Annotated in this window: 18 protein-coding genes; 12 read left to right on the forward strand and 6 right to left on the reverse strand. The window is 59.2% G+C overall.

Annotation, left to right across the window (positions count from 1 at the left end):
* Position 1: 1 nt before the first annotated feature.
* Positions 2–1,282, reverse strand: a complete 1,281-nt coding sequence (gene clpX, locus HPQ62_RS04005; protein WP_174801183.1) for an ATP-dependent Clp protease ATP-binding subunit ClpX — start codon at positions 1,280–1,282, stop codon at positions 2–4.
* A 322-nt stretch (positions 1,283–1,604) separates the two neighbouring features.
* The gene (clpP, locus tag HPQ62_RS04010) at positions 1,605–2,231 is read right to left on the reverse strand and encodes an ATP-dependent Clp endopeptidase proteolytic subunit ClpP (RefSeq protein ID WP_174801184.1); all 627 of its coding nucleotides are present in this window, start codon (positions 2,229–2,231) and stop codon (positions 1,605–1,607) included.
* 281 nt (positions 2,232–2,512) lie between these two features.
* Between clpP and HPQ62_RS04015 the strand changes: the two genes are divergently transcribed.
* A complete protein-coding gene (locus HPQ62_RS04015) occupies positions 2,513–3,709 on the forward strand; it encodes a GGDEF domain-containing protein (RefSeq protein ID WP_174801185.1) in 1,197 nt (398 codons plus the stop codon).
* 70 nt (positions 3,710–3,779) lie between these two features.
* On the opposite strand, the gene HPQ62_RS04020 is transcribed toward HPQ62_RS04015, so the two are convergent.
* Positions 3,780–5,063 carry an O-acetylhomoserine aminocarboxypropyltransferase gene (locus tag HPQ62_RS04020; protein WP_174801186.1) on the reverse strand — a complete coding sequence of 428 codons (1,284 nt, stop codon included), beginning with the start codon at positions 5,061–5,063 and terminating at the stop codon, positions 3,780–3,782.
* A gap of 117 nt (positions 5,064–5,180) precedes the next feature.
* Between HPQ62_RS04020 and HPQ62_RS04025 the strand changes: the two genes are divergently transcribed.
* Positions 5,181–5,534, forward strand: coding sequence for a DUF6455 family protein (locus HPQ62_RS04025; RefSeq protein WP_174801187.1), 354 nt, complete (start codon positions 5,181–5,183; stop codon positions 5,532–5,534).
* A 93-nt stretch (positions 5,535–5,627) separates the two neighbouring features.
* Here the strand turns inward: HPQ62_RS04025 and HPQ62_RS04030 are convergent, their stop codons facing one another.
* Entirely contained in the window at positions 5,628–6,059 is a 432-nt protein-coding gene (locus HPQ62_RS04030; protein ID WP_174801188.1) for a CoA-binding protein, read from the reverse strand.
* A 67-nt stretch (positions 6,060–6,126) separates the two neighbouring features.
* Between HPQ62_RS04030 and HPQ62_RS04035 the strand changes: the two genes are divergently transcribed.
* The 6 genes from HPQ62_RS04035 (at position 6,127) to HPQ62_RS04060 (ending at position 11,578) form a co-directional block, all read left to right on the forward strand.
* Positions 6,127–6,483 (forward strand): hypothetical protein, encoded by a 357-nt coding sequence (locus HPQ62_RS04035; protein WP_174801189.1) that lies wholly within the window; start codon positions 6,127–6,129, stop codon positions 6,481–6,483.
* Between the two features lie 390 nt (positions 6,484–6,873).
* Positions 6,874–7,911 (forward strand): phosphate ABC transporter substrate-binding protein PstS, encoded by a 1,038-nt coding sequence (pstS, locus tag HPQ62_RS04040; RefSeq protein ID WP_174801190.1) that lies wholly within the window; start codon positions 6,874–6,876, stop codon positions 7,909–7,911.
* 114 nt (positions 7,912–8,025) lie between these two features.
* Positions 8,026–8,997 carry a phosphate ABC transporter permease subunit PstC gene (gene pstC / locus HPQ62_RS04045; RefSeq protein WP_174801191.1) on the forward strand — a complete coding sequence of 324 codons (972 nt, stop codon included), beginning with the start codon at positions 8,026–8,028 and terminating at the stop codon, positions 8,995–8,997.
* 19 nt (positions 8,998–9,016) lie between these two features.
* The gene (gene pstA / locus HPQ62_RS04050; protein WP_206678034.1) at positions 9,017–9,922 is read left to right on the forward strand and encodes a phosphate ABC transporter permease PstA; all 906 of its coding nucleotides are present in this window, start codon (positions 9,017–9,019) and stop codon (positions 9,920–9,922) included.
* Between the two features lie 17 nt (positions 9,923–9,939).
* On the forward strand, positions 9,940–10,761 hold the full coding sequence (gene pstB / locus HPQ62_RS04055) for a phosphate ABC transporter ATP-binding protein PstB (RefSeq protein ID WP_174801192.1): 822 nt from the start codon (positions 9,940–9,942) through the stop codon (positions 10,759–10,761).
* A gap of 139 nt (positions 10,762–10,900) precedes the next feature.
* Positions 10,901–11,578 carry a hypothetical protein gene (locus HPQ62_RS04060; RefSeq protein ID WP_174801193.1) on the forward strand — a complete coding sequence of 226 codons (678 nt, stop codon included), beginning with the start codon at positions 10,901–10,903 and terminating at the stop codon, positions 11,576–11,578.
* A gap of 39 nt (positions 11,579–11,617) precedes the next feature.
* Here the strand turns inward: HPQ62_RS04060 and HPQ62_RS04065 are convergent, their stop codons facing one another.
* Positions 11,618–12,067: a DNA polymerase III subunit chi gene (locus HPQ62_RS04065; protein WP_174801194.1), complete on the reverse strand. Its 450-nt coding sequence runs from the start codon at positions 12,065–12,067 to the stop codon at positions 11,618–11,620.
* Between the two features lie 15 nt (positions 12,068–12,082).
* Positions 12,083–13,558, reverse strand: coding sequence for a leucyl aminopeptidase (locus HPQ62_RS04070; RefSeq protein WP_174801195.1), 1,476 nt, complete (start codon positions 13,556–13,558; stop codon positions 12,083–12,085).
* A 172-nt stretch (positions 13,559–13,730) separates the two neighbouring features.
* On the opposite strand from HPQ62_RS04070, the gene HPQ62_RS04075 reads away from it, so the two are divergent.
* The 4 genes from HPQ62_RS04075 to HPQ62_RS04090 are packed head-to-tail and all read left to right on the forward strand — an operon-like array spanning position 13,731 to position 19,117.
* Positions 13,731–14,522: a phosphatase PAP2 family protein gene (locus HPQ62_RS04075; protein ID WP_174801196.1), complete on the forward strand. Its 792-nt coding sequence runs from the start codon at positions 13,731–13,733 to the stop codon at positions 14,520–14,522.
* Between the two features lie 37 nt (positions 14,523–14,559).
* Positions 14,560–15,720: an LptF/LptG family permease gene (locus tag HPQ62_RS04080; RefSeq protein ID WP_244629537.1), complete on the forward strand. Its 1,161-nt coding sequence runs from the start codon at positions 14,560–14,562 to the stop codon at positions 15,718–15,720.
* The gene (lptG, locus tag HPQ62_RS04085; RefSeq protein WP_174801197.1) at positions 15,717–16,787 is read left to right on the forward strand and encodes an LPS export ABC transporter permease LptG; all 1,071 of its coding nucleotides are present in this window, start codon (positions 15,717–15,719) and stop codon (positions 16,785–16,787) included. The genes HPQ62_RS04080 and lptG overlap by 4 nt, the downstream gene beginning before the upstream one ends.
* A gap of 11 nt (positions 16,788–16,798) precedes the next feature.
* Complete coding sequence (locus HPQ62_RS04090; protein WP_174801198.1) at positions 16,799–19,117, forward strand: LPS-assembly protein LptD; 2,319 nt, start codon at positions 16,799–16,801, stop codon at positions 19,115–19,117.
* Positions 19,118–19,151: the final 34 nt, after the last annotated feature.

Here is a 19,151-nt window from a genome sequence, read left to right on the forward strand (position 1 = left end):
CTCAGGCCGAGGCGTTCGCCTTATCTTCGGAGCGATTCTCGTAGATGTAGAGCGGCTGGGCCGTGCCGGCCACCACCTCATCGGAGATCACGACCTCGCGGACACCCTTCATCGCCGGCAGCTCGAACATCGTATCGAGCAGGATCTTCTCCATGATCGAGCGCAGGCCACGGGCACCGGTCTTACGTTCGATTGCGCGGCGCGAAATGGCGAGCAGCGCATCTTCCTGGAAGGACAGTTCGACGTCCTCCATTTCGAACAGGCGCTGATACTGCTTCACAAGCGCATTCTTGGGCTCGGTCAGGATCTGCATCAGCGCGGACTCGTCGAGATCCTCCAGCGTCGCGATCACCGGCAGACGGCCGATGAATTCGGGGATGAGGCCGAACTTCACCAGATCCTCCGGCTCCAGATCGCGCAGCACATCGCCGACGCGTCGGTCATCCGGCGACTTGACGGACGCACCGAAACCGATCGACGTGCGTTCGCCGCGCGCCGAGATCACCTTGTCGAGTCCGGCAAAGGCGCCGCCGCACAGGAACAGGATGTTGGTGGTGTCGACCTGCAGGAACTCCTGCTGCGGATGCTTGCGCCCGCCCTGCGGCGGCACGGAGGCAACGGTGCCTTCCATGATCTTCAAGAGCGCCTGCTGTACGCCCTCGCCCGAAACGTCACGGGTGATCGAAGGATTGTCGGACTTGCGCGAAATCTTGTCGACTTCGTCGATGTAGACGATACCGCGCTGGGCGCGCTCGACATTGTAATCCGCCGACTGAAGCAGCTTCAGGATGATGTTTTCGACATCCTCGCCAACATAGCCTGCCTCCGTCAGCGTCGTCGCATCCGCCATGGTGAACGGCACATCGATGATGCGGGCGAGCGTCTGGGCGAGATAGGTCTTGCCGCAGCCGGTCGGCCCGACCAGCAGAATGTTGGATTTCGCAAGCTCGATCTCGCCACCGCCCTTGGAAGCGTGGGCGAGACGTTTGTAATGGTTGTGAACCGCCACGGACAGGATACGCTTTGCCTGCTTCTGGCCGATCACATACTCGTCCAGAACTTCCATGATTTCCTGCGGGGTGGGCACGCCATCGCTCGACTTCACCATCGAAGTCTTGTTTTCCTCGCGGATGATGTCCATGCACAGCTCAACGCATTCATCGCAGATGAAAACGGTCGGGCCGGCAATCAGTTTGCGGACTTCATGCTGGCTCTTGCCGCAAAAGGAACAATAGAGCGTGTTCTTCGAGTCACCGCCATTGTTACCGCCGACTTTGCTCATTATCACTTCCTTCCAGTAAGCCGTCAGATACAACGGCCACTACCTTATTCGCTATCTGCCGCCCTGAAGCACGCTCGCAAAACAAAAGGGCAACAACACGACGGGCCATGCCCGCCTACCGGTCAAACCGCCACGCCGGACTCATTACGCAATACGATGTCGTAACAGCATCGGTTTGCCATACTATTAACGGCTTCAGCAGCGGATAAAACCCCAAAAGCGCCAACCGCTGCGATTTGCCGATCGTCAACTGCAACCGCGCACCAAAGCATGAAGCATCCGAACTTCAAGAGCCCGAACGCTTCTCACCTTTAAACGCTGCTCAGTTGAGCCCTTCGATTTCGCTGCGCGAGGTCATGACCTTGTCGATCAGGCCCCAATCCTTGGCTTCGCCGGCGTCCATGAAGTGGTCACGGTCAAGGGTCTTTTCAACTTCCTCATACGTCTGGCCGCAGTGGCGGACATAGACTTCGTTCAGCCTGCGCTTCATCTTGATGATGTCGCGGGCATGACGCTCGATGTCGGATGCCTGGCCCTGGAAACCGCCGGATGGCTGATGCACCATGATCCGGGCGTTCGGGGTTGCAAAGCGCATCCCCTTTTCGCCAGCGGCCAGCAGGAGCGATCCCATCGAGGCAGCCTGACCGACGCAGAGCGTCGACACCGCCGGACGGATGAACTGCATCGTGTCGTAAATGGCCATGCCGGCCGTCACGACGCCGCCGGGCGAATTGATGTAAAGCGCGATTTCCTTCTTCGGGTTCTCCGCCTCGAGAAACAGAAGCTGGGCGCACACCAGCGAGGCCAGATGATCTTCCACCGGGCCGGTCAGGAAAATGATCCGCTCCTTGAGGAGGCGCGAATAGATATCATAGGAACGTTCGCCGCGATTGGTCTGCTCCACGACCATGGGTACGAGGGCCATCGCAGTGTCTACGGGATTTGTCATGGCTGTCCTTCGGGCGGCTCTGTGTCGCCGATCTCATTCGAATCTTGTCGTCCCTCCTACATAGAGTGCCATACACTGTCACTTCAAGAGATGGATTGATGGAGAGGAAAACAACGACCCGCGCGCCAAATCTGTCTGATTTTCTCGCAAAGATTGCGTAAACAACGGTACTTTACACCGATTCAATCGATTAACGTGAAAAAAGGACCAGTAAACATCTAGAGAATCCCATGGCTTCTCGTTATGGTTTAGCCCCGCATGCAGGATTTCGGGATTGAGATTTGCCCTATAACCTAACAGCAATCATCGCATGGTCTGCGGACAGCTTGCTCCTGGCCGCTTTTCTGTTTCCGCTCTGGATGCGCAACAGAACGCGCTTCTATGTGCTCTACTGGATCTTCGCGCTGGTGGCCCAGGGGTTGGGCCTCGCCTTGCTGATGGTGGCCGGATCTGATCCCCTGAGGCTGGTCGGTTTGCTGGCCTTTACCTTCCTGATCAGCGCACGCGCGCTCGCCACGGCAGGGCTGTTGAGCCTTTACGGCGAAGACAGGCCCGCTGCGTTCACGATGGTCATTGTCGCCTTGTCGGTTGGCGTAGGCGTCCTCAGCAGGCTTGCAGGCGTTGGCAGTGCCGCCAATGTGGCTGGCTTCTATATCGGCAGCTTCGCGGTCGCAGTATATGGCTTTTACTTCCTGTCGACCCGCATGCCGAGCATAAAACTGCGCTTTCGCAGACCTCTCCTGACCCTCTTCTTTACGGAAGCACTGGTAGCGGTAGCATTCCTGGGGGCCTATAACTTCCAGACATCTCCGCCTTCACTTGATAGCGCAACCACTTCACTTGCCATGATTTCCGGGTTTCTGCTTTTTTCGGCGAAGGGATTCTTCGCGGTTTGGCTCACCGTGGAGCGACTCGAGAGTGACCTGCGCGACCTGGCCTTTAGCGACCCGCTCACAAACGTCCTGAACCGCCGCGGCGTGATCGACGAGATCGAGAAGATGTCGCATCGTTCGGCCAAGACCGATCAGTTTGCCTACTTCTCCCTCGATCTCGACGACTTCAAGGGGATCAATGATATTCACGGCCACAGCGTTGGCGACAGGGCGCTGGTGAATTTCACCAATGTCGTGCGCCAATGCCTGCGCGAGAAGGACATCTTCGGCCGCACTGGCGGCGAGGAGTTTGCGATCTTCACCCGCGTGCCGGACCGCCGGACGGCTGCCCAGATTGCCGAGCGGATCCGCTCCTCGCTCGAGGCGACCTCGTTCCGGGAAAATGATCGCATCCTGAAAATGACCGTAAGCATTGGCGTGACGATGATGCGCGGACGGATCGGCGATATCGAAACCATGCTCACCGAAGCCGATCGCGCGCTTTACAAGGCCAAGGGTGACGGGCGGAACCGGATCGTGTTCTACGACGCGACCCAAAGCGCCGAAGCAGGCTCCACCGACCGCGATATCGCACTGGCCATGTGACGCCCTGTCGATTGTGGATAAGTCGTTCAGCCGACGGGCGGCAAGCCTTTGCCGCCCGTCGGCTTTTTCATCAGATCCTGTTCAGAGCCTGCTCGAGATCGGCAATGATATCATTGGGATCTTCAATGCCGATCGACAAACGAACGACATCTGGTCCTGCGCCTGCCGCAACCTGCTGCTCGGGCGAAAGCTGTGCATGGGTTGTGGATGCAGGGTGGATAACGAGCGAGCGCGTATCGCCGATATTGGCGAGATGCGAGAACAGCTCCAGCGCCCCGACAAAGGTCTTGCCGGCCTCATAGCCGCCCTTCAGGCCGAAGGTGAAGACTGCGCCTGCGCCCTTGGGCGAATAACGCTGCTGCAGGTCGTGATTGGCGTCGTCGTCCAGGCCCGAATAGCTGACCCAGGAGACCTGGTCCGCCTGCTTCAACCACTTGGCAACAGCCAGGGCATTGTCGCAGTGGCGCTGCATGCGCAGCGGCAGCGTCTCGATCCCGGTCGCGATCATGAAGGCGTTGAAAGGCGAAATCGCCGGACCGAGGTCGCGCAGGCTGAGAACGCGTGCGCCGAGCGCAAAGGCCAGATTGCCGAATGCCTGATGGATCACCAGGCCGCCATATTCACCGCGCGGCTCGGAGAGCATCGGATATTTGCCCGACTTAGACCAGTCGAACGTACCGCCATCGACAAGGATGCCGCCCATGGAATTGCCGTGGCCGCCGAGAAACTTCGTCAGCGAATGCACGACGATGTCTGCGCCATGGGCGAGCGGGCGCACCAGATACGGTGTCGCCATGGTGTTGTCGACGATCAGCGGCAGGCCATGGTCATGGGCGACCTTGGCGATTGCCTCGATGTCGACGAAGGTTCCGCCCGGATTGGCAAGGCTCTCGATGAAGATCGCCTTGGTGCGGTCGTCGATTTCAGCGGCAAAGCTCTCCGGATTGGACGAATCCGCCCAGCGAACCTTCCAGCCAAAGCTCTCGAAAGAATGGCCAAACTGGTTGATCGAACCGCCATAAAGCCTTCTTGCAGCGACGAAATTGTCGCCGGGCTGCATCAGCATATGGAACGTCAGGAACTGTGCGGCATGTCCCGAGGCAACGGCGAGCGCGGCAGAACCGCCCTCCAACGCGGCAACGCGCTCCTCCAGCACGCCCGTCGTCGGGTTCATGATGCGGGTATAGATATTGCCGAATTCCTTGAGGCCGAACAGCGCCGCGGCGTGGTCTGAATCGTTGAACACGAACGATGTCGTCTGATAGATCGGCGTTGCACGCGCATTGGTCGCGCTATCTGGCGCGGCACCTGCGTGGATCGAGAGCGTCGAAAAGCCCGGTTCCCGGTTTGCCATATTATTTCCTTCCCTGGTTTCACATGCCCCTGAAAGCCGCGTTGCGGCCTTTGATCGGGATCAATGTCGTCTTTTATACAAGTGTCAGTATGGCTGTCGACAACGTGGAGAGCAGCAATGGATATTTTGCAGAGTGCCGACCCCAACCAGCCGCCTGCTGGCGACCACGCCGCGAAAGCCGTATTTCCGTCGCTTTCGACAGCGCCCTTCGCGGAATTCGAATTGCGCGATGCGGCGGAAATGTCCGAGATGATGAAAGCGCTCAACATCGATCCGGTGGAAGCGGAGTTTCAGTATCGCAGGCTTTATTATGGGATGGAAGCGAACTGCGCCGGCTGCCGTGACAAGAAACGCTGCCGCACGGACCTTGCCCATGGGCAGGCTTCCGAAAATTTCCGCGACTACTGCGAAAATGAAACCCTTCTGAACGAGATGCGCGCAGACCCCGACGTGCTGCTTCAGGACGTCTGAAGCGGCGTCACACTCGAAGGACAGCAAAGGCAGCGCCGGCTTGCGCGCAACTTTCAGGAGGCAAAGCCGAGTCCCGCTCGGCCGTACCTCGGCTCAGGCGCCGATCAGACGCGGATATTCGATCGCGGGACAACGGTCCATGATCACCGTCAACCCCTTTTCCTTGGCGCGCGCAGCTGCCTCATCGTCGCGAATGTCGAGCTGCATCCAGATGACACGGGGAAGCGGCGACAATGCCAGCGCCTCATCAACCACGCCGCCCACAAAGGAAGAGGCGCGGAAGATATCGACCATGTCGATAGGGCCGTCGATTTCGGCAAGACTGCCGCACACAGCCTGTCCGTGGATCGACTTGCCGGCGAGGCCCGGATTGACGGGCACGACGTCGTAGCCCTTGGACAGGAGAAATCCCATGACACGATAGCTCGGTCGTTCCGGTTTCGGGGACGCGCCCACGAGCGCAATGCGCTTCACCGATTTCAAAACATCAACAATTGTTGAATCATCCACTTGAAGTTGCACCATGACTGAAACAATTTCCTTGTTACAATGGTTTAGTAGAAAACCAGGGAGACCACGAGGGTTTGGGACCATGAAACAACTCATTACGGCAAGTGTTTTTCTCGCATCACTTGGTGCCGCTCAAGCACAGGAACCCGTCAATCGCTACGACATCCAGAATTTGACCTGCAATCAGGTGCTCACGATCCTGAACCAGCAGGGCGCCGCGATCCTGCGTTATCCCGCACCGAATGGCAGTGGACGCATTCTTTATGACCGTTACGTGGCAAGCCCGGCCATTTGCTTCGGTGAAGCCGGACACGCCATCCGCCGCGAAATCCCGACAGCGGACACGAATGCCTGTCCCACCTTGTCTTGCAGGCCCGGCCCGCCGGATTGCGACGATGACGGGATCGCCTTCGACATGTTCGCCTGCTACGACAACTGAGACGGCACTCCGTCTTCCCTCATCAAGCCCCGCAGATCTTGCGGGGCTTTTTTTGTGTTTACAGATCCCAAGCCTTCAGATGGGCGGGTTGTCTCCCTCATCTTAAGGCGTCGCGGCGGAATTCAGGATCTCTGCCCCGGCGAAAAGCATCGTCCGCGCCATCATCGTGCGCGACAATAAAATGCGCAAACCCAAATATTGCATTCGCTTTAAGCAAGCATACCCATGCCCATCCCCGAGCATGACACTTTTATGACAGTCATGTGAATTTTGGATAAATAGAAACAAATAGTTTTCGAGAAATATGAAATTTTTACAACAATATATGCTTTCTAGACTTTGATTGGTATAGCACTCCCGTTTTCAACCAAACCTCAAAAGGGCTATCTGATGAAAATCGGAAATTTTTCCAAGGGCGCTAAGGTTGCAGTCGTTGCCGCCGCCATGGTCTTCTCCGGCACCATTGCAAATGCTGCCGACACGTCGCTGACCGGCTCGGGCGCCTCCTTCCCCTTCCCGCTCTACTCGGCCTGGTTTAAGGATTTTGGCCAGAAGACCGGCATCGAAGTCAACTACCAGTCCAAGGGCTCGGGCGCTGGCATCGAAGACTTTACCAACCACGTTGTTGACTTCGCAGCTTCCGACGCTGCCATGAGCGACGAAGAAATCGCCAAGATCGACGGCGGCGTGATCCTGCTTCCGATGACGGCCGGCGAGATCGTTCTTGCCTACAACATCGATGGCGTCGAAGACATCAAGCTGCCGCGCGACGTTTACCCGAAGATCTTCCTCGGTGAGATCACCAAGTGGAACGACCCGGCCATCGTTGCCGCCAACGAAGGCGTTGATCTTCCCGACGAAGACATCACCGTAGTCGTCCGCGCCGATTCCTCGGGCACCAACTTCAACTTCACCAACCACCTCGCTGCCATCAGCCCCGAATTCGACAGCGCTGTCGGCTCCGGCAAGACGGTTTCCTGGCCGAAGGCTGCCAATTTCATCGCCGCTCCGGGCAACCAGGGCATCACCGCGACGGTCAAGCAGACCCCCGGCGCGATCGGCTACATCGAGTACGGCTACGCCCAGCAGACCAAGACGCCTTTCGCCATGCTGGAAAACCAGTCCGGCAACTTCGTCAAGGCTGGCGCTGAAGCCGGCAAGGCTGCGCTCGCTTCGGCCGAGTTCGACGACATGAACCGCGCCTTCATCACCGACCCGAAGGGCGAAGAAGCCTATCCGATCGCAACCTTCACCTGGCTGCTCTTCTACAAGGAAGGCCAGGATGCCGATACGGTTGCTGCCCTGAAGGAAATGGTCAACTACGCCCTGACCGAAGGCCAGGAAATGGCTGACAGCCTCGGCTACATCCCGCTTCCGGAAAACGTCATCGAACTCGACAAGAAGTCGTTCGCTGACATCGGAATGTAATAATAGATCGTTAATGATCTGGGCCGGGACGCAGCTTATGCGCCCCGGCTTTTTGACATGAAGCCTACCTCTTTCGATCGCGACCGCGCCGATCAACGACAGCAGGAGCCTTTGATGGCCGATAGAACGAATACCAACCTGCCCGCCGAAGGCAGCGTTTCTCGACCGCCAACGCCATTCGAATACACCTACGACAAGTCGTTCCGCATGCTCACGCTCGGTGCGGGTATCCTGACGGTTCTTCTGCTCGTCTATATTTTCTGGAAGATCGGCGGCCAGGCTGCCCCCGCGATGCGCGAATACGGGCTCTCCTTCCTCACCACGGTCGAGTGGAACCCGGGCAAGAACCAGTTCGGCATTCTGGCCGAAATCTGGGGCACGCTCTATTCTTCGCTGCTGGCGCTGCTGTGCGGCGGCGTGCTCGGCATTGCCGTCGCGATCTTCCTTACACAGGGCTTCCTCAATGCCCGCCTCGCCTGGGTCTTCCGTCTGATCGTCGAGATGCTCGCTGCCATCCCTTCAGTGGTCTACGGTCTCTGGGGTATCTATGTGCTCATCCCCGCGATCCGTCCGATCGCCAACTGGCTGCATGACACGGTTCCCTTCATTCCCTTCTTCTCCACGAAGCTTGCAGGTCCCGGCATGTTCCCCGCCATGATCGTGCTGTCGATCATGATCCTGCCGACGGTTGCCGCAATCTCGCAGGACGCCTTCCGCGCCATTCCGATGAAGATCCAGGAAGCGGCCTATGGGATGGGCACCACCAAGTGGGAAGCAATCCGCAAGGTCATCATCCCAACGGCATCGGGGGGCATCTTCGCCTCGCTGGTGCTTGGCTTCGGCCGCGCGCTCGGCGAAACGATGGCGCTTGCAATGCTGATCGGCAACTCGCAGCAGGTCTCCCTGTCGCTGTTTTCGCCCGCAACGACGCTTGCCTCGCTGCTCGCCTCGACCTTTCCGGAAGCCGGTGCAAACCAGATCGGCCCTCTGATGTATGCCGCCGTCGTCCTTCTGGTGATCACCATGGCCGTCAACATCATCGGCACGATCATCATGAACTACACCACGCGCCAGACCGTCACCTGAGACAATGGACAAAGACACCATGACAACGACGACGGATCAATCCTTCATGAACCCCGAGGCCGTCGCCCTCGGCGATCCCGATCTCAGCTTCTCCTTTGCCGAACGCCGCACGCTCTGGAATTTCATCCAGACACTCATTCTGTGGCTGCTGGCCGGCGTAGCGGCCATCCCGCTGATCTCGGTTCTGTGGATGCTGATCAGCCGCGGCGGGCTTCGGCTCAGCCTCGCCATCTTCACCGAATTGCCTCCTGCCCCGTTTGAACAGGGCGGAGGTATCGGCAACGCCATTCTCGGCACGCTGGTCATGGTGGTGATTGCAGCCGCAATCTCCATCCCGATCGGCGTCCTCGGCGGCATCTACACCGGTCTGCTTAACCCCAACGGCAAGCTCTCCGCTCTCATCCGCTTCGTCGGCAAGGTGCTGACAGGCTTCCCGTCGATCCTGTCCGGCGTGTTCGTCTATGCCTGGCTGGTGGTGGTGATGAAGACCTATTCGGCGCTTGCAGGCGGGGTTGCACTCTCGATCCTGATGCTCCCTACAATCCTTCTGACCGCCGAACAGGCCTTTCGCATGGTGCCGCAGCGGATGAAGGATGCGGCCTATGGAATGGGCTGCAATTCTACCCAGGTCGCCACCAAAATTGTTTTGCCGACGGCGCTTCCCGGTGTTATGACCGGCGTCATGCTGGCAGTGGCGGGTGCATCGGGTGAATCTGCTCCTCTGCTGTTTACAGCGTTGTTTTCGAATTACTGGATCGGAAGCTTCACGGAGCCGACAGCATCATTGTCGATCTTGATCTACAATTTTTCGGCAATGCCATATGAAAACCAGATTGAACTTGCCTGGACAGCATCGCTTGTGCTTGTGCTCATCGTGCTCGTCTTCAACATCCTGAGCCGATCCTTCGGCACGCGCCGGGTATAGGAAAAAGGTCGAAAGATATGTCAGCCACCATGGAAATGAACAGCATCCAGAACGCGCCGGAAACCGGCGACGTCGCAATCGGCGTCAAGATCGAAAAGATCTTCTACGGCGATTTCCTGGCCGTGCGCGATGCCAACGTGAATATCGAAAAGGGCAAGATCACCGGCTTCATCGGCCCTTCGGGCTGCGGCAAGTCGACGGTCCTGCGCTCGCTGAACCGTATGAACGATCTGATCCCGTCCTTCAGCCTTGAAGGCCACGTGCACTTCCTCGGCCAGGATGTCTATGCCAAGAACGTCGATCCGGTGGTTGTGCGCCGCCATATCGGCATGGTTTTCCAGCAGCCCAATCCGTTCTCGATGAGCATCTTCGAAAACGTCGCCTTCGGCCTGCGCCTCAACGGCTTCAAGGGCGACATGCATGCCCGCGTCGAAAAGGCGCTCCGTCGCGCAGCGCTCTGGAACGAGGTGAAGGACAAGCTGAAGCAGAACGGCCTGTCTCTTTCCGGCGGCCAGCAGCAGCGCCTTTGCATCGCCCGTGCGATCGCCACCGAGCCGACCGTGCTTCTGATGGATGAGCCCTGCTCCGCGCTTGACCCGATCGCGACCCGTCAGATCGAAGAGCTGATGCTGGAGCTGAAGAAGGACTACACGGTTGCGATCGTGACCCACAACATGCAGCAGGCGATCCGCGTTGCCGACAAGACCGCCTTCTTCTCCGTCGACATGTCGCAGGGCGGCCGCACCGGCTTCCTCGTCGAAGTCGGCGAGACCAAGCAGATCTTCGAAAACCCGAAGCAGCAGTTGACCAAGGAATACCTCTCGGGCGAGTTCAGCTGATCAGGCTGTCGTTCGAAATCGAAGCGTTGCGGGCGGCTTCTTCAGGGATGCCGCCCTTTTGGTATCATGCGCCTGCGCGGCGGCGCACGTGACCATGATGATAGCCTCAAGCCCGAGGAATGGCTGAGCGGAACTGACGATGTTCAAACACGTACTGGACCTTCAGAAGATCGAACAGAAGCTGCGCGATACCCAGCGCCAGTTCGATCGCATCAATGCACAGTTGACCATGCGCCGGGACGGCATGCCCGACAGCGTGATCGAGCACATGATGGAAGGTTACGGCTATGTCGACAAGCTTTTGCGCGACAATGTCGACATATTGCGCATGGGCCAGTTCCACCATCTGCTGGAGCTCAATCACCTTGTGCTGTGCGGGTCCTCGAAGGCGCGGCGCGATGAGTTCCGCAATCATCTCGAACGCACCGAAGCGCATTTCTATGACCGGGAATATGGCGACATCGGCGGACTTGTCGAATGGTATCAGCGCCATGCCGGCAAGCCTGTGCGCAAGCGCGCGGCAGGCGTCTATGTCCGGGTCCTCAGCCGCCCGCAGCTCTTCATCGAAGGCAACCACCGAACAGGCGCCCTGATCATGAGCTACATTCTCGGCCGGGAGGGAAAGCCGCCTTTCGTGCTGACACCCGAAAACGCGGAGGCCTACCTGAACCCCTCCACGCTTGTGCGCGACTCACACAAATACTCGCTCGACGAGCTCATCAAGATTCCGAAGTTAAAGCGCTATTTTGCTGAATTCCTGAAGGAAAATGAAGACGACAGCCTAATCGCCAAGCCTGAAAGCGTCGAGGCCGGCTGACGCCCACAGCACTTCGCCTACCTTGAAAGATCGATCCCGTCAGGCCTTCTTCTGCCAGCGACCACCCTCGCCCTGCTGCCAGTATGTCAGGCTGTGGTCGCCCTGCTTCAACCGCTTCCATTCGGCTCTCGCCGCGGCGAGCTCATCGCTGTCGTGGCCGTCGAACATCACCACCACGCGCTGATAGTCCTCGACACCGGCCACCGCAGCGCCTTCCACGAAGAAGCGGATATCCGCCTTGCCGGGATTGCCAGATGCGGTTGTCAGCAGCACGGGCTGGCGCTCTGCTCCATCTTCATCGTCCCGGCCATGAGGAATGAAGCTGTCGGCGCGGAAGGTCCAGAGCAGCTCATCGAGACGATCGCGCTCTTCCTCGCTCGCCGTCTGGATCGCGACCCGCCAGCCGCGCTCCAGGCTTTTCTCCACGAGCGGCGGCAGTGCCGCCTCCCGCAGAGATTCCGTCAGATGGTAAAACAGGATTTCCGTCATCGCTTCTGCGTTTCGTCAGTCCCGCGCCTCGTAATGCGACCGCACGAGCTCATCGAGCAGACGCACGCCAAAGCCAGAGGCCCAGCTGCGGTTGATCTCGCTTTTCGGCGCGCCCATGGCCGTGCCGGCGATATCGAGATGCGCCCATGGCGTGTCGCCGACGAAGCGCTTCAGGAACTGGGCAGCGGTGATCGATCCGGCAAAGCGCGAGCCACCGGTATTGCGCATGTCGGCAAAGCGGCTGTCGACCATTTTGTCATATTCATCGCCAAGCGGCATGCGCCAGACATGCTCCTGCGTCGTCTCGGCAGCTTCCGCAAGTGCCGCCGAAAGCGCGTCGTCATTCGAAAACAGGCCGGCACGGTGCGCGCCGAGCGCCACCATCACGGCTCCGGTCAACGTGGCGAGATCAATCATGAAACGCGGCTTGAAGCGTTCCTTGCAATACCAGAGCGCATCGGCGAGCACCAGGCGGCCTTCCGCGTCGGTATTGATGACCTCGATGGTCTGGCCCGACATCGACGTCACGATATCGCCTGGTCGCTGGGCATTGCCGTCCGGCATGTTTTCAACGAGCCCCAGAATACCCACGACATTGACATTGGCCTTGCGGGCGGCAAGCGTATGCATCAGCCCGATGACGGCGGCTGCACCGCCCATATCGCCCTTCATGTCTTCCATGGAAGCGGCAGGCTTGATCGAAATGCCGCCGGTATCGAACACCACGCCCTTGCCGACGAAAGCGATCGGCTGCTCATCGCCCTGACCGCCGTCCCAGCGAATGACAGCGAGATAAGGCGGGCGCACGGAGCCCTGCGCCACGCCGAGCAGCGCGCCCATGCCAAGTTCTTCCATCTGGTCGCGATCGAGAATTTCCACCTTGGCGCCGAGTTCGGAAAGCGCTTCGGCCTTGTCAGCGAATTCGCGCGGGCCAAGAATGTTTGCGGGCAGGTTCACAAGTTCGCGCGCAAGGAGAACGCCCTCTCCGACGGCCTGGCGATCGGCAAAGGCCGCTTCTGCCGAGGCGACATGGCTTGCAAGGATTTCGACGGTGACCTCGCCCTCATCCTCATCGCGGCCCTTGGTCTTGAAACGGTCGAAGGCGTAGCCGCCAAGAATCATGCCGAGTGCGAAATCTGCGATATCCGAAGCAGCCGCAGCGTAATCGGGATAGACCACCAGCTTCTTTGCCTTGCCGGCAAGCGATGCGGCCTTGCCGCCAGCCCTCAGCCAGCTGTCGGCCTTGCGCTCGTCCGCTTCGCCCAGCCCGATGACCACGATCCTGTCCGCCTCGCTTTCGGCAGGCGCCAGCAGATCCAGCGATGAACACAGTTTCGCCTTGAACCCTGCGGTCGCAGAAGCCTTGCGATAGAGCGTTTCGCTTAACCCGATGGCCGCAAGACCTGCGGGCGTCTGTGCCTCGCCTGCGATTACAATCGCCGTAGCGCCAGCGCTGTCGGCCTTGTCGACAAAGGAAATCGAGAACTTCATTTCATGCTCCGGGTAAGGGTGTCACGGAATTGACAGGATGAGGTGGGAAAGAAATCTACCCCTTATTAACGCAACCGGCCAAGAATGGTTGACCCGATCCTCATAACACTTAAAACGGCAGAATTGGAAACGGTGTGTGCGCCGCGCCGTCAACGAAACCGGAATATCCGCATTGCAGCTCCCGCACCAATGGCCTGAAACCCTGCCCTTCGGGCTCGGCAAGATGCCGTGGCTCAAGGCCGTGTTCGTCATGTCCTTCGGGCTGTGGTGGGTGTTGCTGGCCATTTTCTGGTTGTTTCCGGACATGGATATCGCAGCGTCCAAGGCATTCTTTCATCAGACGGCCTGCCAGGCGGATGCCGTTCCCGGCCGTATATGCGGCAGCTTCCCGATCGCCGGCGACGCCATGCTCGGCATGCTCCGGGAAGTGATCTTCTATCTTCCGATCATTCTGGGCCTCACCCTGATCTACCGCCTGATCCTTGCCTGGTCCCATCACGGCGCGACCTATGACAGGGCGCTCGCCCAGCGGCTGCTTGCCGGTCTCATTGCCCTGATCGTCGGACCGGGCCTCATCGTCAACGCGATGCTGAAGGAAATTTCGCATCGGCCGCGACCGCGCAACACCGATTTCTTCGGCGGCGACCTGAGCTTCGTGCCGGCCGGGGACTTCTCCGGCGCCTGCGGCTCCAACTGCTCGTTCGTATCCGGCGAAGCCGCGGGTGCAGGCTGGCTGTTCTGCTATGCGATCTTTCTCCTGCCGGCACGCTTCCGCATCCTGCTGATGCCCCCGCTGATCGCGCTCTCATTCGCCTCTCCGGCGATGCGGCTCGCCTATGGCGGACACTATCTGTCGGATATCACTCTCGGATGGCTTGCGTCCGTGGTGGTTTTCACTGGAACATTGTATCTGTTTACCAGAAAGGAACATGTCGGCCCCAAAATGATCCGCGATGCCCGCTGAGCGCGGCAACCGGAACAAGCGACGACATCCCATCGGCATGAAGATACTGGAACGCTACATATTGGCCCGCGTTGTGCGCATGTTCCTGGCAACCTTGTTGCCGGTGCTGGCCGTGCTGTGGCTGACGCAGGTTCTCGGCCGAATCAATCTGGTGACCGATAGCGGGCAGTCGATCCTCTCCTTCCTGACGCTCGCAACGCTGATCCTGCCGACCGTGATCCCGACGGTCCTGCCCTTCGGCATCGTTCTCGGCACGGCGCAGACGCTGACGGCCATGAACAATGATTCGGAACTTGCCGTGATCGATGGCGCAGGCGCCACCCGCGCGATCATCTACAGACCGATCCTTATGTTTGCGGTCGTGCTCTGCGCCTTTTCCTTCGTGCTCGACAATTACATCGAACCGCGTTCCCGCGCCGAAGCCCGTCTCCTGATCGCCTCCGTCTATGCCGACCTGCTGTCGACGGTGATCGAGGAAAAGTCGTTCCGGGAAGTGGAGGACGGCCTCTACATCCAGATTTCGGAGCGCCTCTCCGGCCGCGTCCTGAAGGGGCTGTTCGTGGCTGATTATCGCGAACCGGACAATTCCTACATCTATTACGCCAAGGAAGGCGCCGTCGACGAGAGCGGCAGTCAGCTGATCATGCGCGACGGTCAGGTGCAGCGGGAAAATCAGCAGGGCGAAGTTTCGATCGTCCAGTTTGATTCGTACAGCTTCGACCTGTCGGAACTGACCAGCGGCAAGAGCCAGACCCACCGCCGCGCTACCGACCGGGGGCTTGCCTACCTGCTGAACCCGCCACAAGACGATCCGGATTATCTCGGTAATCCAGGCTCTTACCGCGCCGAACTGACGCGCCGCCTGACCGACTGGACGCTTCCTTTTATCTACGCGATCTTCACGATTGTCATCGTCGGCGACGCGCGCTCTCACCGTGAACGACGCGCGCCCCCGATGGCGACGGCTTTCGGCTTGACGCTGCTGCTGAGACTGCTGTCGCATTTCAGCTCCAACCAGGCCGAAAACGATCCCGTCTTCGTCTATGTGTCCTATGCGATCATCTTGGTTTCGCTTGCAGTCGGTCTCTACCTTCTGCTTCGCCCGCGCCGGGCGCGGCGCGGAACCGGGCCGCTCGGCCGCTTGGCATCATCGCTGCCGCGTCTGTCGCGAAAGACCAATGACGGGGGTGCTGCATGATCAGCTCCGTCCTCGGCCGCTATTTCTTCATGCGCTATCTGATCACGGTCGGCTGGTTCCTGTTCGGCGTGGTGTCGATCATCTATCTGATCGACTTCAGCGAAGTCGTCGGCAACATTTCCGAATCGGCGGGTCAGAACCTGTTTGACGCCCTGATCATCACGGCGCTGCGCTTGCCCTACATTCTGCAGCAGACGATCCCGTTCATCGCGCTGTTTTCGGCGATGGTGACACTGATCGCTCTCAACCGGCGCCATGAACTGGTGGTGGCGCGCGCTGCCGGCATTTCGGTCTGGCAGTTCATCATGCCCTTCGTCATCGGTTCAGCGCTTCTTGGCGCTTCCGCCGTGCTCGCGCTCAACCCGCTTGCATCCTGGAGCCAGAAAAAGGCGCTGGGGCTGGAGGCGGTCGGCGGCAAGCAGGACCAGGTGGTGCCGTGGCTGCGCCAGATCACCGATGGCCAGGACACCATCATCGGCGGTCGCGGCATTGCGGAGAACGGCACGGAGCTCATCGATGCCGTCGTGATCTACTTCAACGATCAGAATGGAATCGCAAAACGTCAGGACGCAGAACGCGCGGTGCTGAGCGAGGGCTGGTGGACGCTCCATAACGTCACCCAGACGGAACTCGGGGAATTATCCACACATATGGACGAAGTGCGGGTCAAAACCAATCTGGAACAGGACTTCGTCCAGCAGCATCTGGCCCAGCCCGATCTTGTCAGCTTTTTTGCCCTGCCGCGACAAATCGCGCTGGCGAAACAGTTCCAGACATCGACCAGCGCTCTAGAAACGCAGTATAACTATCTGCTTTCATTGCCATTCCTGCTCGTCGCTATGACACTGATCGCAGCAACGGTCTGCCTTAAGTTCTCGCGCTTCGCGCAATCTCCCACGGTTATTTTAGGTGGCATCCTGTGCGGCTTTCTGCTTTATGTTTCGAGTGTTCTTGTAAAGGCGTTTGGCAGTAGCGGCACACTCTCCCCGCTTCTCGCAGCCTGGATTCCGGTTGTCGTGGCGATGGCGTTGGGTTTGACGATATTACTGCATCAGGAGGACGGCTAGTGGTTCGGCGCATGACGGGCACATATCGCCTTGCCGGGCTGCTGGCTCTTGCCACTGCATTGACCCCGCCGGGAATGGGCTTCATCCAGACAGCCTCTGCCCAGGAGGTCGGCTTGCCGTCCGCTCCCACGGGCGATGAAGGGCCGATGCTGCTCAGCGCCAACGAGCTCGTCTACAATCATGACAGCCAGCAGGTCTACGCGCTTGGCGGCGTGCAGATCTATTACGCGGGCTACCGTATGGTCGCCAACAAGGTCGAATACGACCAGAAGGCCGGAAAGCTGATGGCCTTCGGCGGTATCGAGGTCATCGACCCGGACGGCAACCGTCTGCGCGCCGAGAAGCTCGACGTGACAGACGATTTCGCCAACGGCTTCCTCGATGCCATCAGCGTGCGCACGCCCGACAATATCGCGATGGCTGGCGAGCGCGCGACGCGCATCGACAATGACGTGATGGTTCTGGAGGACGGGGTCTACACGGCCTGCATACCCTGCGCCGAAAATCCCGAAAAGCCGCCCTTCTGGCAGATCCGCGCCGAGCGCGTGATCCAGAACGGCGTTACCAAGACGGTGCGCCTCGAGCATCCCCGCTTCCAGCTGCTTGGACATACCATCGCCGTGCTGCCCACGGTTACGGTTCCCGATGGCAGCGTGAAGCGCAAGCGTGGCTTCCTGTTCCCCTCCATGAGCATGGAGGAAAATCTCGGTTTCGGGCTTTCGGTCCCCTACTACATTCCGCTTGGCCCAAGCTCTGACGTCACCATCACCGCGACGGGCTACACGCTGCAGGGCGTTCTGCTGGAAGGCGAATACCGCAAACGCTATCGCAACGGCCAGCACACGCTGCGCGTTGCGGGCATCGACCAGCAGGGCAGCGACCGCTTCGCTGCGGGCACCAGCGACGCTGACAACGATGCGCGCGGCATGATTGCTTCGACTGCCCAGTTCCAGATCAATCCGCGATGGGTGTTCGGCTGGGATGTGATGGCCCAGAGCGACACCAATTTCGCCCGCACCTACTCCATCGACGGCCATGACGACCGGATCTTCAACAACCAGGTCTATCTTGAGGGGCTCGGAAAGCGGAGTTCGCTTTCGATCAAGGGCAACTACTTCGATGTGCAGGATGCCAACAGCCAGAACGCCAGCGAAGATGAGCAGGCGATCGTGGTTCCGGGAATCGATTACGACTACATTGCGCCGCGCCCGTTCGCCGGAGGCCAGCTTTCGGTCACCAACAACCTGACCAACATCGTTCGCCAGAAGAACGACATCGACGTCACATCGGTCAATGATCGCTTCCTCGGCCTTCAGGGCAACAGCACGCGGCTGACGAGTGAGGTCGAGTGGAAGAAAACCTACACCTCGCCCCAGGGGCTGCAGCTCACCCCGATCCTTGCCGCACGGGCGGACGGCTATCTGCTGAATGTCGACGATCCGAACTCGATCGATCCCGGAGTCCTGAACTATACCGGCAATTTCGTCGATCAGGATTCGGCCGCACGTGCCATGCTGACGGCGGGTATGGAAGTCAACTACCCGATGCTGATCACCAACGGTTTCAGCTCGCACGTCTTCGAACCGATCGGCCAGCTTTATGTTCGCAACGACGAGCAATATGCCGGCGGCCTGCCCAATGAAGACGCCCAGAGCTTCGTCTTCGACGCGTCAACACTGTTCGATCGCGACAAGTTCTCCGGTTATGACCGCGTCGAGGGCGGCACCCGTGCCAATGTCGGCTTCCGCTACCGCGGGGTTTATGACAATGGCATTCTGGTCAACGGCTTGTTCGGCCAGTCGTTCCAGCTTGCCGGTGCCAATTCGTTTGCCTCGCCGGACCTCGTCGGCGTCGGACTGGAATCGGGCCTTGAAAGCAGCCGCTCCGACTATGTTGGCGCCGGACAGATAACCCTGCCCTTCGGCGTCGGCATCAACGCCTCGGGCCGTTTCGACAAGGACGACTTCTCGTTGCAGCGCACCGATCTGGGCATCACCTATGCTTCGTCGCGCTTCGATACTGCGCTTGACTACACCAATGTTTCCGCCCAGCCGGGCTATGCCTACGAGCAGGAAAACAGCGAGATCAAGTCCACCAGCACGCTGCGCTTCAACGAGAACTGGGGCATTTCGGGCTCGTTGACCTACGATCTCACCAACAATGTGCTGACGCGGCGTTGGGTGGGCCTGAGCTACGAGGACATCTGCACCTCGTTCTCGATCACCTATCAGGACAATTATGATACAGATAACACCAATGGCGTGGATTGGACCATTGGCGCGCGACTGACGCTGCGCACGCTGGGCGATATCGCGATCGGCAGCAATTAATTCGGCAGAGCATTCTCGGTAGCCTGCAACATCG

Source organism: Martelella limonii, from assembly GCF_013344475.1.
Classification (GTDB): Bacteria; Pseudomonadota; Alphaproteobacteria; order Rhizobiales; family Rhizobiaceae; genus Martelella; species Martelella limonii.